Source organism: Haladaptatus halobius (assembly GCF_020618475.1).
Classification (GTDB): Archaea; Halobacteriota; Halobacteria; order Halobacteriales; family Haladaptataceae; genus Haladaptatus; species Haladaptatus halobius.
In genome coordinates this window covers 906,490-919,719 of the sequence record NZ_CP085335.1, presented here as the reverse complement: position 1 = coordinate 919,719, position 13,230 = coordinate 906,490, and the positions used below count along the sequence as shown (strand labels likewise).

Below are 13,230 nucleotides of genomic sequence, written 5' to 3'. Positions count from 1 at the left end.
GCGTTCCGCCCCGCTTCGCTCTCGCCGAGGGCGACACTCACCGCATCCACCCGCCGTCCCTCGTTTCGGGGAATATCTTCCCGGGGTTCAGCGTGTCGTTCGGGTCGAGGGCGCGTTTCACCCGGCGCATCGCTTCGACGCTTTCCTCGCCGTGTTCGAGTTCGAGGTACTCGCGCTTCCCGCGTCCGACGCCGTGCTCGCCCGTGCAAGTGCCGCCCACATCGATGGCCCGCTTCACGATTTCGGTCTGTACCCGCCGGGCGCGCTCGACGTGGTCGTCGTCGGACTCGTCCACCAGCACCGAGTGGTGGAGGTTTCCGTCCCCGGCGTGGCCGAAGCAGGGAATCAATAGGTCGTGTTCCTCGGCGAGTCGGCGCACGTGTCGAACCGTCTCTGGGTACTTGCTGATGGGCACCGTCACGTCGCCGGGGTGGAGTGGCGAGAGTTCCGGGTCGTAGGTCTGCACCGCGTACGCCAGCTCTCGCCGGGGCTGCCAGAGGTCGTCCATCTCGTCGCCCTCGGCTGTTTCGAACTGCGACACGTCGTGCGCCTCGAACACCGAGCGACAGAACTCGATTTCTCTGTCGACGCCGTGATTCGCGTGGAACTCGACGAACACCATCGGGGAGTCCGGCAAGGACGACCCCGTGTAGGCGTTCGCCATCGCGGCGCTCGTCTCGTCCACAAGTTCGATGGTCGCCACGTCCACGCCGGAGCGAACCGCGTCGGAGACCGCCTCGACCGCGTCCGACAGCGCGTCGAAGATGGCGCGACCGCCCCGAATCTGCTCGGGTCGCCCGGCGAGTTCGAGCGTCGCCCGCGTGACGACCGCGAGAGTTCCTTCGCTCCCGACGACGAGATCTTTCAGGTTGTAGCCGCTGGAGGTTTTGACCGCCCCGCTCCCCGCAGTGATGACCGACCCGTCAGCCAGCACGGCCTCCAGTTCGAGCACCCAGTCGCTCACCTCGCCGTACTTCACCGTCTTCATTCCGCTGGCGTCGTTGGCTATCATCCCGCCGATGGTCGAGATGTCGCCCGACGACGGCAGGGGCGGAAAGAAGAGACCGTGGCTAGCGACGGTCTCGTCCACGACCGAGCCGAAGACGCCTGGTTCGACGTCGATCTGAAAATCGTCGGGGCGCACGTCGAGCACCGCGTTCATTCGGCTCACGTCCATGCTGATTCCGCCGCGGGAGGGGGTCGCGTTCCCTTCGAGGCTCGTCCCCGCCGCGTAGGGCGTGACCGGCACTCCTCGGTCGTCCGCCGCCGCGAGCACGCTCGCCACGTCGTCCGTCGATTCGGGCCACACCACAGCGTCCGGGCGCACCCGCTCCGACTCCGGCGTCCCCCAGTCGCCGGCGTGTCCGTCGCGCTGGGAGTCGTCGAACGATAGCTGGTCGTCGCCGAGCGGGAGATCGCGGAGGAACGAACAGTCGCCTGTCATACGCTGGCAATGGACAAGGCGGACGATAAAAACTCCGCCGTGCAAGCGAGGGAAGGAAATCACGGCGGGAGCGCGCTCGTGTCGATATCCTCGCGTCGCCCGTCGAGCACCGAAAATCGCTCGTCCCGTCGCAGTTCGAGCCAGCAGAGCAGGCGCTCCGCCCAGCGCAGTTTCCGCCATTTCACGGCGTCCACCGAGGGGTCGTCGAAATCCCACCCGAGGAAGACGAGGTCCCCCGCCCCGAAGTGGTCGGCGAGGAAGGCCGCTCGGTCGCCGTCGGTGAACCCGCCGAAGTTACGAACCGGGCCGCGGGGTTCGGCCTGCGTCGTCGCCAGCACGTGCTCCGCATCGAACGTCGGGACGTACTCCCGGATGGCCGAAACGTTGTCGCCGTGGGCGTGCGCCGCGACCGGAACTCCCCGTTCGGTCAACTCGCGGGCCGTTTCGGGGTTCTTGTCCAGATCCGTCACCATGCAGTCCACGTCGAGTCCCGCGTCGAGGAGTGTATCCGCGGCAGTGGACGCCGCCAGCACGAACTCGGCCTCGCGCGCTCGGTCAAGTTCGGCGTCGAGCGACGGCCCCGCCCCGGCGACGGCGACCGTCTTCCCGGCGAAATCGTCGAATCGATCAAGGTCGAAGGGGACGGAACGCTCCGCCAGCACGTCACGGGCGCGTTCGTCGTCCGCGCGGGAGAAGCCGAACGCTTCGAGGATGGCGGCGTACACCGGCTCCCATTCGTCGAAGTTCATGCGTCGCTCCGGAGGAGTTGAATGTCCGCGCGAGAAGTGCACCCGACGAGTACCCCTACCCATGGAAGCACTTCCGGCTTACCTCCCGTTGGATGGTCGTCCGGTATAAGTCTTCCCGTCATTCGCGGTTTCGTCCGAGTACGTGCCCGATGGTCGCGGCGTCCACCGTTTCCGCCACGTCGTGCGTCCGAATCACGTCCGCGCCGCGCTCGACCGCCAGCGCCGTCGCCGCGAGGCTCGCCGGGAGTCGTTCGTCGGTGTCCCTGTCGACCACGTCGCCGAGGAAATTCTTCCGATTGATGGAGACGAGGATGGGCCGCCCCAGTTTCCGAAGCTCGGCGAGTCGGTGGAACGTTTCCCGGTCGTCCGCCAGCGTCTTCTCCTCGCTCCACCCTCCGAACGCCGGGTCGAAGATGGTCTTGTCGGTCAGGGGTTCGCTGGCCAGCGCGTCGTATATATCGTCCACTCGCGCTATCGCGCCCGGTCGGTGCAAGTCCGGCGGACTCGCCATCTTCACGACGGCGGCGTCGTGGCGCTCGCAGACCGACGCCATCTCCGGGTCGGCGAAGCCGCAGATGTCGTTCACCACGTCGAATCCGCGCGAAAGCGCCTCGTCCGCCACGTCGCTGTACCGCGTCTCGATGGAGAAGACGGCGTCGCCGGAGACTCGTTCGATGGTCTCGACCGCCGCGTCGAGGCGGTCGAGTTCCTCCTCGGCGGTCAGCACTTCGAACCGCTTGTTCGCCGATTCGAGGCCCACGTCCACGATGTCCGCGCCTTCGTCGAGGAGTTCGGAATCGACGTACTCGGCGGCCTCATCCGGGTCGTCGTAGACGCTCGGGTCGTACGGCGACTCCTCGCTGACGTTCAACACGCCCATGATTCGGGGCGGATGCGCCTGCCCGATTCCGAGTCCTGCGGCGGAGACGTTCTGCATACTCGGACGAGGGGAGCGGAGGAATAAAAATCGGCCCTTTCAGTCGAGATCGGCGGCGGTGATCTCGCCGCTCCAGTAGAGGTCGCCGTCGTACTCGATCGGGGACTGATCCAGTTCGAGATATCTATCGAGTTCTTCTGCCGTCAGTTCGAACGATTCGATGGTTCCAGGGCCGAGATACTGTTTCGTTACGCTTTCTACGTTCAGTCCAATGTTGCTGCCGATACCAAAATGGAAGTCGATGTACCACTCTAGTGTTATGTGAAATGTCTCCTCGTCGACCAGACCGAGACGGTGGTAGGGACATCCGCCAGCACTTGATTGACAGAGTATCGTCCTCCCATCGCCGATGGTGATATACTGGTGTCCCGCGAGCGTCTGCTGCCGTGCGATAGACAGCGAGATACCGAATGGGTAGCCAGCGTTGAGAAATCGGGCGAGCGTTCGACCGACTTTCGTAGCAGCTTGATTGGACACCTCTGAGAGGGTGACGACGCCCGTATGACTGCCCTTTTCGACCAACGCAGCACCCTGTTCGTACGAGCGACAAGCGTTGAGTAAGAACGTTCGCACGTTCACCGTACTGAGGCTCCGCGCGTCGAGAACGCCGTCGACACAATGGATTCCCTGATGATCGACATGGCCGATATAGTGGAGAAAATCTATGGATGCTGCAAACTGTTCGCGGAGTTGGTCGGTCGTGAGGTCGTACGCGATTTCGACGTCGTAGTCGAGCATATCACGGAATCCGTACAAGTCCCCGACCGTCTCTTCCTCGCGCATGCTTTCGCCGTTGCAGACGACCTGAATTCAAATGGTCGGGTCGGCGGCGCGAGGCGTTTCGAATCTCCGTCGTAACGACTTGACGGACGCCTTGTTGCTTCCTATCGGATACCCGTCACCGATCCACGCATGCTCGATACTCTCGACCGTGTCCGGTTCGACTATCAGCGGTTTTGATTCGTTCTCGGTGAATACCGAGCCCGTGCTTCGGCAGAATTCGGTCAGTGTATGTGGTGGTGCGCTGATCGTGGCGTCGTTCACTCGTGACGGACACCGAATCAGAGCGAGGTCGTTCGCCACGAACGGGAGCGCGTCGACGTTCTCGTGTGTCGGCACAATGTCGGTGGTCAAGTGCCACTCCGGCACGTGCGGTTCGAGCGTCTCGAAGGGAACATCGAGATACACACCGAGACGCTCGGACAACGGTGCGTCGTAGAGCGCCGCGAAATCGAGGTCGACCAGCGGTTCGACCTGCTGGCGCTCGTGGAGGTCGATCTGATAGTAGCCCTCGGTTCGAACCACGCAATCGAGGAACAATGCTTGACGAAGAGTGCGGCCGACGGTCGATTCGTAGCCTTCCAAACCGGCCAACGGATACTCGAATCCGTCCGCGACGAGGGTGGGTTCGTTTCCCGAAACGAGTTCCGCCCCGAGATAGTACGAGAGCGACGCGGCTGGGTACACGTACTCGCGCTCTGGTGGGAGTACGAGTTTGACGTTCGTGTTCGGCGGTTCAAGTTCCTTCGGCGTCGAAAACTCCGCACCGCGTTCGATAGTAGGCAGATGGCCGCGGAGTGTGGGATACGCCCGTTCGAGACTGGTCGTCTTCAGTGCCGACCCAAACAGCTATACTGCTCGCATCACGTCCTCGACGTGGTCCGTCACCGTTATCGTCCCTGCCGGACGTGTATGTAGCGACCTTACGCCGATACACACCGACCGATCGTCGTCGAATTCGACGATGGTCGTTTCGTCGTCACGTTTCACCAGAACCGCGGATTCGAGGCCGATATAGAGTTTTATTGGTACCGATACAATTTCGAGACAGTACTCGTTGGGTGCGACGGATAGTTCGTCCGTGTTCAAATCACACCGTTCGACGGGTTCTCTCCAGCCCAGAAGTTTATCGGAATCGTTTCTGAAACGACGATCCGCCGCGTCGATAACGTGACCGCCGAATCCATCGGAAACGGGAAGTCATCCGTACTGGTCGGTTGCAACGTTACGGGGTCGGACGTGTGCAGTTCGAACCGAATTTTCTCGATCGGATCGAATATCGCTACGCCCGATGGACTCGAAATCGGCTCGAATCTCGGCTCAGTCGTCTCGCCGTCAGAATCCTCTCGATTCATAACCGAACCCAGTTCGTCGTCTGGTCGTACTCGGGGACGTGCCAGCGTTGTTTCGGCACCAGTCCGTCACCCTGCTTCACTTCGACGCGCGCGTCGAACAGCTGCGACAGTTCTTGCACCAGCGTGTCGTCGTCCGGAATCGGCAGGTGGAAGTGTGCCATGCCGGAGACGCCGCGGACGAGCGCCGTAACGATTCGAAGGAACTGTTCGACGGTGTCTCGGTCGTACCGTTCGAGCGGTTTGACGAGCGAATCGAGCGACAGTCGGAGTTCTAACGGGGCGAGACCGCCCGCCCACTCATCGAAGAAACTGACGGCGGTGACGATATCCGACCGGAGGTCGCGGAGACCGACCTCGGCGGAGTCGTTCGGTCGCGGGATGGTCGGGGTCGGCATCGCCCGGGCGGCGCGCTCGTCGTCCCCCCAGTCGATGATCCACACGTCGGCGTCGTCCATCCTCGTGCCCGCGGGGAGTTTCGCGCCAGCGTACCGGGTGGTCGCGTCCGTGAGAACGAGAACGCGCTTTCGCTCTTCCGTGCTCGCACCGAGCAGTTGTATCGTCGTTCGGTTCGTCGTCGTCTCGGAGACCCGTCCGGTGACGAGGATATTACACCCTCGCCGTTTGAAATCGGCGAGAGCGTCGTGAAACTTGGGTGCGCTGTTCCCGCCGCGAAACGAGATCTCTGCGGGACGCATTAGTGAGAAACCGATGGAAGTAGGTGGTGATAAAAATTCGGTTCGTGCCGATCGTTCAGTCCACCACCTCGTTCATCGCGTCGTTTACGTCCCGAATCACCATCGTCTGCTCCTCGACGGCGACGGCGACTTCGCCCGCTTCGTCCCCGATATCGCTCGCATTTTGTGCGGTCTGGTCTATCATCGACGCGACTTCCTCCGCGCTCGCAGCCTGCTCGTCGGTCGCGTCCGCGACCTCCTCAATACCGAGCGTCGCTTCCTCGACCGCGTCGCCGATCTCGTCGAGGATCTCCATCGTCTCGTCGATTCGCTCGACGCTCGCATTTATCTGCGATTCGCCTTCGTCGAGTCGCGTAACCGCGCTTTCGGCGTCGTCCTGAATCTGCGTCACCATCCGTTCGATATCCCCGGCTTGTTCCTGCGACTGCGTCGCCAACGCTTTTATCTCGTCGGCGACGACCCCGAATCCGCATCCCGCATCCCCGGCGCGGGCGATCTCGATGGACGTGTTCAGCGCGAGGAGGTTCGTCTGGTCGGCGATGGTGTTGATGACCTCGGTTATCTTCTCAATCTCCCCGATACCGTTTCGAATCGTGTACACGTCCCAGGTGACGTTCCCGGCGAGTTCCCGTATCGCCTCCATCGCCGCACCGACGTCTTCGGCGGATAGCTGTCCGTCCTTCGCTCGCTCGCGGTGGACACCTGCTCCGCCGACGCCGCGACCTGCTGGATCGCCGCGCTCAGTTCCGACACCTCCGTCGCAACGGTTCGCATCCCGGTGGACTGGTCGGTCGAGAGCGCGGCGATCTCGCCGACGCTCTCGGCTATCTCCTCCGAGGACTCGTACAGTTCGAGCAGTCCGTCGCGCGCTTCGTTCGCGTCCTCGTCGTCGTACTCCGTATCGAGAAGTTCGTCTTCGACCGTTTCGTCCAGTTCTATCTCGGCTCTATCTCGGGGCGCCGGTTGTGCCATGGCGGGACTTTCTACTCGCACGACATATAATTTATCAGATATTATATTGGGGCGCGCGGTGAGAATCGAAGTCCCGGAGAGCGGTACGAGGAGAGATTCGCCGTGAGAACCCCGGTACCGGCACCGACGACGCAGACACGCATTTTTTGGTCTTCCGGTCGCTACGGGAACGTGATGGGTAAAGTGAGCATTGGGCTTCGTGGCTGGCGATTCGACGAGGAGGAGGTGTTCACCGACGAGGGGAACTACCGACCGATGGACGAGATGTCCACCGATACGCGGAAACGACTCGCGCGCCTGTCGGCCCTCGTCGGATCACCCTGCGACGCCTGCTGGCTGATTCACGGGGACGAGAACCTACAGCAGTGTAACGTGACCGAGGTCGTGTACGGCGAACCCTTGGCGGAGATAGCGGTCTGTGCGGAACACGAATCGGACTTCCTCTACTGGTACTTCGAAGAGCGCGGCGAACGGTTCCGGGGCGAGGCGGAACTCCAAGACGAGTTCCACGAGTGGTTCGCCGACGGCGGACGTGCGCCGGAGGGGTACGGCGAGATGGAACACGTCGATACAGACCCCGACGACCTGCCGGAGCCGCCGGAACCCGACCTCGAAGCGATGAACGTCGAGCTTCCGGAGGACGAGAAGGAGAAGATAGACCTCCGCGACGTGGATTTCTCACAGGACTACCCGGGATGAAACCGGCCGTCGCTATCGTCGAGCCGAAGACGCCCGGCAACATCGGCACCATCGCGCGGGCCATGAAGAACTTCGGTCTCCACGACCTGAAACTGGTGAACCCGCCGGAGTTCGGGCGCGACAGCGAAGCGTACGGGTTCGCCGGGCAAGCCCGGAACGACGTGCTTCCGAACTACGACGAGGTGACGTTCGACGAGCTAGTCGCAAACTACCACACGGTCGGGATGACGGCGACGACGAACGAGAACGACGGACGCCACGTCCGGTTTCCGTTCACCACGCCCTGCCGACTGGCCGAGACTCTCGCCGCGGTCGAGACGGACACCGTCCTCGTCTTCGGGCGCGAGTCGGACGGTCTGACGAACGAGGAGCTGTCGCGCGTCGACGAAGTATGCGCGATTCCCGCGAGCGCGGCCTACCCCTCGCTGAACCTCGGACAGGCAGCCACCGTCACGCTGTACGAACTGCGCGACCTGACGGTCGACGACCGCCAACTTCCGGACGTGGAACGCGAACGCGCGGACGAACGGGCTATCGAGGGGTTCTACGAGACGTTCGCCGATCTCCTCGATAGCGTCGACCATCCCGAGGAGAAACGGGAGAAAGCCTTGCGGATGATCCGCCGACTCGTCGGGCGCGCACACCCGACCGGTCGAGAGATCTCCACGCTCCGCGGTATCGTTCGACAGGCGAGTCGGCGCGCAGGGTCGTCCGACTCGCGCCGAAGCACTCGGTACGATAGGTAACTACTTTATGTCGTGTCGTCTCAGTAATGAGTAACATGCTGTCCGCCCTCCACTTCCACTCCCTCCCGCTCGGGACGCAGTTCACCCTGCTCGTCGCGGTTCCGAGCGTCCTGCTGCTGCTTGTCGGGAAACAAGTGTTCCTCCCCGACGCGCGCATCCGAACGCTGTTTAGTGACTTCCTCAAGACGGACTGGAAGTACCTCGGCGTCGCGTGGGTCGTCACGAACATCGTGAACACGCTCGCCCTCCACTTCCACGTCGGACGAACGTTCACGGGCGTCGTGTACGCCATCGAGGGAGCGACCGTGGCGACCTTTCAGGGAATCGCCTCGACGCCGCTGACGGTCGCGTTCACCGCGATCTACCTCGTCGGTTTCCCGTTCGTCGTGCTCTTCACGTACTTCAAGCTGAAGGTACACGACGAAGAGGAAGCCCAGCGATACGCGCTGGCGTACGTCTTCCTCGTCCTGTTAGCCGTACCCTTCTTCCTCCTGTTTCCGGTGAAGGTGTCGTCGCTCTACCTGACGACGGTCGAACCGCTGATGTACGAACTCAGCCCCGCCATCCAGTACGGCATCCACTCGACCGACACGCTGGTGAAGGCGTTCCCGAGCCTCCACACCGGCCTGTCGGTACTCGCGGCGCTGTACGCCCGGAAGGCTGACACGGCGTACGCCTACACGACCGCGGTGCTTGCGATGGCCATCGTCTTCTCGACGATCTACCTCGGCGTCCACTGGCTGACCGACGCGGCCTTCGCCGTGGTGCTCGTCGCGTGCGCGTACTACCTCTCCCAGAAGGTCAGCGAACCCCGGTGGTCGGTCGTCTCGCGCGAGGCGATGGCGGCAGTTCGTCGAACCACCGGACGATAGAGGGCACCTAACGAAAATCGGCAGTCGTCCCGACGGGGCTCCCGCCGAAACGGAACAACGTTACGTACCTCCAAACCGTCGTCGCACCCGTGACTAGACGACTGCTCGTCGCGGTGGACGACTCGGAACCGGCGAGAGCCGCGCTCGACCACGTCCTTCGGCTGTTTCCCGAGGACAGCGTCGTCGCCATCCACGTCAGCGACCCGCTCCAAGCGAGCTATGGCGAGGGAGACGACGCCGACGAAATCTTCGACTGGGTGCGGGAGACGGCCGCCGAGCACGGCGTATCTATTGAGACGACGGTCGAATCGGGCGACACCGCCGAAATGGTCGTCCTGTTCGCCGCCGAGAACGATGTCGACCAACTGTTCGTGGGAAGCCACGGACGGACGGGAGTTTCGCGGATGTTGCTCGGGAGCGTGGCCGAAACCGTCGTCCGAAACTCGCCGGTTCCGGTGACGGTCGTTCGATAGTGGCCGAGAGGTGACCGATATCGAGTCGTTTTACTGCCTGACGAACGGAATGGGGATATGGACGGTCGGCTGGCGACGAGTCTCCATACGGGTTTTCTCGTCGCGGTGCTCGGCGCGTTCGCGTGGATGACGGGCTTTCCCGTCCTGTTTCCCAGCCTTGAGCCGTCCGCGTTCGTGCTGGCGATGTTCCCCGAGAGCGAGGCCAGCGACACTCGACGGGTGGTCGGCAGTCACGCCATCGGCGTGGTCGCCGGACTGCTCGCGTACTCCGTCTTCGCGGCCGGACTGACGATGGCGACGCCGGTCGCTCCCCTCTCCGTTCCCGGCCTCCGCCTCGCCGCCAGTAGCGGCGTCGCCGTCTTCCTCACCGTGGCGGGTATGCTGCTCTTCCGTGTCCGCCATCCGCCAGCGTGTGCGACGACCCTCATCGTCTCCCTTGGGCTCCTGTCGACCCTCGTCGAAGGAGTGACAATACTCGCGGCGGTGCTCGCGCTCGTCGCCGTGCAGCGTCTCCTGCTGACGGCTGACCGCATCACGGCGGGGTTCGACGCCTTCGAGAGCACCTATCTGGAGCGATGACGGTTCCTTCACGAATTTACCGAAATTAGCCGGTACCGGTAGCGTCCTACTCGACGTCGCCAGTGAACGTGCCGTTTTCCTCGTCGGCGTCGTTCCGTCGTGCCCGGTACTCCTCGGAGAGCGCGACGTGACCGTAGTTCACGAGGGCGACGAACACGGTTCCCCCGACCACGTTCCCGAGCGTCGTCCAGACGAGGAAATGGCTGAATTCGCCGAGCGTAACGCCCTGACCCATGAACATCGCCGACAGTACGTCCGTCGTCCCCAAGAGGCAGTGGTGAAACGGCCCGAACCCGATACTCGTCGTGACGATGACGACGAACAGAATTCGGCTCACCGTGTCGCGGCTGGCGGCGACGAGCCACGTCACCAGCCCCATGAGCCACCCCGCTATGACTCCGCTGAAGAAGATGACCCACGCCGGGAGCGGGACGAGCGCGTTCGCAAGGGTTCCGAACGCGGCGGGTTCCGCGATGTCGAGCGGCGGCCCGAGAACCGTGATGAGGCCCGCGAAGAGCACGCATCCGACGAGATTCGAGACGTAAACGACGCCCCAGAGTTCGCCGAGGTCGGTGCGAGACGCTCGTCCGTCGAGCACCGGCAGGACGCCCATCGTGGTGTGGGCCGTGAACAGTTCCGTCTGACCGAGGACGACGAACAGGAAACCGATGGACGACGCGAGCGCCAGCAGGAACTGTTCGACGAGCGGGGACGGAAACGACGGCGAGAACGTCAGCACCATCCCCATGAATAGCGCGCCGAAACTCACGTTGAGACCGGCGGCGAGCCCCGAGAGGAACAGTCCCTTCGAGGGGCGATCCATCTCCTTCAGCGCATTTTTATCTCGCGTTCGAGGATATTGCCGTAGGACAGCGTCGCCCCAGACGGGTCGACGTCCGGGTTCGAACTCATCCATCATCACCGCGATAACGAGACGGACTCGGCTGAACCATTCTCGATCGGAGTGTCGGTTCGGTTCGACAAAACCCTGCTGGCGAAGACGGCGGGTCAGACGCGCCGTTGAATTTCCTCGCGCAAGATCTGGCTCACGAGGTCGCCGTCGGCTTTCCCGCGGAGCTGACCCATGCACTCACCCATCAGGCCCGAGAACGCCGCCATCCCCTCCGCTTCGACCTGTTCTTCGTTGCGCTCCACGACCGTGACGACCGCGTCGCGGACTTCGTCCTCGCCGACGCCCGCGAGGCCCGCTTTCTCGACCGCCTCTTCGGGCGACAACTGCGGGTTCTCCGCGAGCAGCGTCAGCACGTCGTTGACGCCCTCCTTCGCCAAGTCGCCCTCCGTGACGAGTTCGACAACGCCGAGGAAATCGTCGTCGTCCAGATTCTCGACCGGCACGTCGTCGCGCCGGAGTTCCGTCACCGTGCTCTCGACCAGTCCGGCGACGAACGTCGGGTCTGCGCCCGTCTCGACCGCGCGCTCGAACAGGGGCATCCGGCGACCGTATGCGACCTGTTCGGCGAGTCCGGCGTCGAGCGAGAACTCGGACCGGTAGCGGTCGACCTTCTCGGTGAGCAGTTCGGGCGTCTCCACCTCGGTCGGGTCGAGGTCGACCGGCGGCACGTCGGTCTCGGGGTACATCCGCGCCGCGCCGGGGAGCGGTCGGAGGTAGCGCGAGGTCCCGTCCTCGTTCGCGCCGCGGGTTTCCTCCGGCACGCCCTCGATGGCGACCTCGGCTCGGGCGGCGGCGGCTTCGATAGCACTATCGGCGATCTCGGGGGCGGCGGCGACGATGGCGACCGCGTCCTCGTCGCCCGCGCCGACCGCCTCTCGAAGGGCGTCGACTTCCGCCTCGGTCACGCCGTAGGCCGGGAGTTCGTCGGTGTGGAAGATACCCCCCGCGCCGTGGCGCTTGGCGTGGTCGGAGAGTTCGGTGCCGAGGCGGCGGTCGGGTTGAATCTCCCGACCGACGAGTCCGTCGAAGTCGAAGAGGGGGACGGCCGTGACTTTGCCGCCGCCGTCGAGGGCGCCTCGGATGACGCCGCTGTCAGTGTCTTCGAACACCCCGCTCACGTTCCGCGTGTCGCCGACCGCCGCGTCGAGCGACCGGAGTTCGTCGCTGATGGCGAGCAGTTCGACCTGTCGTCCGACTTCGAGTCGAACGAGGTCGTCGATGTCATCGAGGCTCTGAACGCCTTTCATCTCAACGCGCGCACCCTCTGCGATGGAGACGTTCACGTCCTGTCGGATGGTGCCGAGACCGCGTTTGACGTGTCCGGTCGAGCGCAGGAGCATTCCGATTCGTTCGGCGGCTTCGCGGGCTTGCTCCGGGGATCGGATGTCCGGGCTCGTGCCGATCTCCACGAGCGGAATGCCGAGGCGGTCGAGGCTGTAGAGGACGCCGTCGTCGCGCTCTTCGACGCGCTGGGCGCTCTCCTCTTCTAACATCAGGTCTTCGACGCCGACCGGGCCGTCGCTCGTCTCTATCTCGCCGTCGGTAGCGACGAGCGTCGACCGCTGGAACCCCGACGTGTTCGAGCCGTCCACGACTATCTTCCGCATGACGTGCGCCTGATCGACCACGTCCATGTCGAGCAGTTGTGCGATTTCGAGGACGACCTCTCGCGCTTCTTTGTCCAGTCGGTGCGGCGGTTCGTCGTCCTCCTCCACGAGGCAGGTCGTGTCGTACGCCAGATACTCGAACTCGCGGTCGATCTGGCTCTCTTCGAGGGCCGCCTTGTCTATCTCGCCGAGTTCGCTCCTCGTCGGGTGGAGGTATCGGGTGAACGTCCGCGCCGCGTCGTCCGGTTCGCGCAGGTCGGTCGGACACTCGCAGAACAGCTTCGTCTCGGTGTCGAGCTGCTGGTGGATCTCCAATCCCGCCACCAGACCGAGATCCGCGTAATCGTACTCGCTCATTGGTCGCACGTGAGACGCGGAGGGGTAAAAAACCGTTCAGTTCGGGCGAGTT

Annotated in this window: 15 protein-coding genes and 2 pseudogenes; 5 read left to right on the top strand and 12 right to left on the bottom strand. The window is 63.6% G+C overall.

What is annotated here, in order from left to right:
- Window positions 1-37: 37 nt before the first annotated feature.
- From LIW51_RS05260 to LIW51_RS05215, 10 genes and pseudogenes are all read right to left on the bottom strand, one after another.
- On the bottom strand, window positions 38-1,444 hold the full coding sequence (locus LIW51_RS05260; RefSeq protein ID WP_227376168.1) for an FAD-binding oxidoreductase: 1,407 nt from the start codon (window positions 1,442-1,444) through the stop codon (window positions 38-40).
- A gap of 59 nt (window positions 1,445-1,503) precedes the next feature.
- The gene (locus LIW51_RS05255; RefSeq protein ID WP_227376167.1) at window positions 1,504-2,193 is read right to left on the bottom strand and encodes a 6-hydroxymethylpterin diphosphokinase MptE-like protein; all 690 of its coding nucleotides are present in this window, start codon (window positions 2,191-2,193) and stop codon (window positions 1,504-1,506) included.
- Window positions 2,194-2,317: 124 nt separating this feature from the next.
- Window positions 2,318-3,130 (bottom strand): annotated as a pseudogene (gene folP / locus LIW51_RS05250) (dihydropteroate synthase); the annotation flags it as partial.
- 39 nt (window positions 3,131-3,169) lie between these two features.
- Entirely contained in the window at window positions 3,170-3,913 is a 744-nt protein-coding gene (locus tag LIW51_RS05245) for a caspase family protein (protein WP_227376165.1), read from the bottom strand.
- Between the two features lie 27 nt (window positions 3,914-3,940).
- Window positions 3,941-4,597, bottom strand: a complete 657-nt coding sequence (locus tag LIW51_RS05240; protein ID WP_227376164.1) for a hypothetical protein — start codon at window positions 4,595-4,597, stop codon at window positions 3,941-3,943.
- Between the two features lie 162 nt (window positions 4,598-4,759).
- Window positions 4,760-4,900, bottom strand: coding sequence for a hypothetical protein (locus tag LIW51_RS05235; RefSeq protein WP_227376163.1), 141 nt, complete (start codon window positions 4,898-4,900; stop codon window positions 4,760-4,762).
- Between the two features lie 95 nt (window positions 4,901-4,995).
- Entirely contained in the window at window positions 4,996-5,265 is a 270-nt protein-coding gene (locus tag LIW51_RS05230) for a hypothetical protein (RefSeq protein WP_227376162.1), read from the bottom strand.
- Complete coding sequence (locus tag LIW51_RS05225; protein ID WP_227376161.1) at window positions 5,262-5,960, bottom strand: DUF7504 family protein; 699 nt, start codon at window positions 5,958-5,960, stop codon at window positions 5,262-5,264. Before LIW51_RS05225 ends, LIW51_RS05230 begins: the two co-directional genes overlap by 4 nt.
- Before the next feature lie 55 nt (window positions 5,961-6,015).
- The gene (locus tag LIW51_RS05220) at window positions 6,016-6,603 is read right to left on the bottom strand and encodes a methyl-accepting chemotaxis protein (protein WP_255767185.1); all 588 of its coding nucleotides are present in this window, start codon (window positions 6,601-6,603) and stop codon (window positions 6,016-6,018) included.
- Window positions 6,519-6,932 carry a methyl-accepting chemotaxis protein gene (locus LIW51_RS05215; RefSeq protein ID WP_227376160.1) on the bottom strand — a complete coding sequence of 138 codons (414 nt, stop codon included), beginning with the start codon at window positions 6,930-6,932 and terminating at the stop codon, window positions 6,519-6,521. Before LIW51_RS05215 ends, LIW51_RS05220 begins: the two co-directional genes overlap by 85 nt.
- A 174-nt stretch (window positions 6,933-7,106) precedes the next feature.
- Between LIW51_RS05215 and LIW51_RS05210 the strand changes: the two genes are divergently transcribed.
- The 5 genes from LIW51_RS05210 to LIW51_RS05190 all read left to right on the top strand — a co-directional run bounded on the left by LIW51_RS05210 (window position 7,107) and on the right by LIW51_RS05190 (window position 10,301).
- Complete coding sequence (locus tag LIW51_RS05210) at window positions 7,107-7,631, top strand: DUF8114 family protein (RefSeq protein ID WP_227376159.1); 525 nt, start codon at window positions 7,107-7,109, stop codon at window positions 7,629-7,631.
- Complete coding sequence (locus tag LIW51_RS05205) at window positions 7,628-8,377, top strand: RNA methyltransferase (protein ID WP_227376158.1); 750 nt, start codon at window positions 7,628-7,630, stop codon at window positions 8,375-8,377. Before LIW51_RS05210 ends, LIW51_RS05205 begins: the two co-directional genes overlap by 4 nt.
- Before the next feature lie 26 nt (window positions 8,378-8,403).
- Entirely contained in the window at window positions 8,404-9,249 is an 846-nt protein-coding gene (locus tag LIW51_RS05200; protein ID WP_227376157.1) for a phosphatase PAP2 family protein, read from the top strand.
- Window positions 9,250-9,338: 89 nt separating this feature from the next.
- Window positions 9,339-9,722 (top strand): universal stress protein, encoded by a 384-nt coding sequence (locus LIW51_RS05195; RefSeq protein ID WP_227376156.1) that lies wholly within the window; start codon window positions 9,339-9,341, stop codon window positions 9,720-9,722.
- A gap of 57 nt (window positions 9,723-9,779) precedes the next feature.
- On the top strand, window positions 9,780-10,301 hold the full coding sequence (locus LIW51_RS05190; protein WP_227376155.1) for an HPP family protein: 522 nt from the start codon (window positions 9,780-9,782) through the stop codon (window positions 10,299-10,301).
- A 46-nt stretch (window positions 10,302-10,347) separates the two neighbouring features.
- Here the strand turns inward: LIW51_RS05190 and LIW51_RS05185 are convergent.
- Window positions 10,348-11,213, bottom strand: a pseudogene (locus LIW51_RS05185) (formate/nitrite transporter family protein).
- A 96-nt stretch (window positions 11,214-11,309) separates the two neighbouring features.
- A complete protein-coding gene (gene gatE, locus LIW51_RS05180) occupies window positions 11,310-13,178 on the bottom strand; it encodes a Glu-tRNA(Gln) amidotransferase subunit GatE (protein ID WP_227376153.1) in 1,869 nt (622 codons plus the stop codon).
- Window positions 13,179-13,230: the final 52 nt, after the last annotated feature.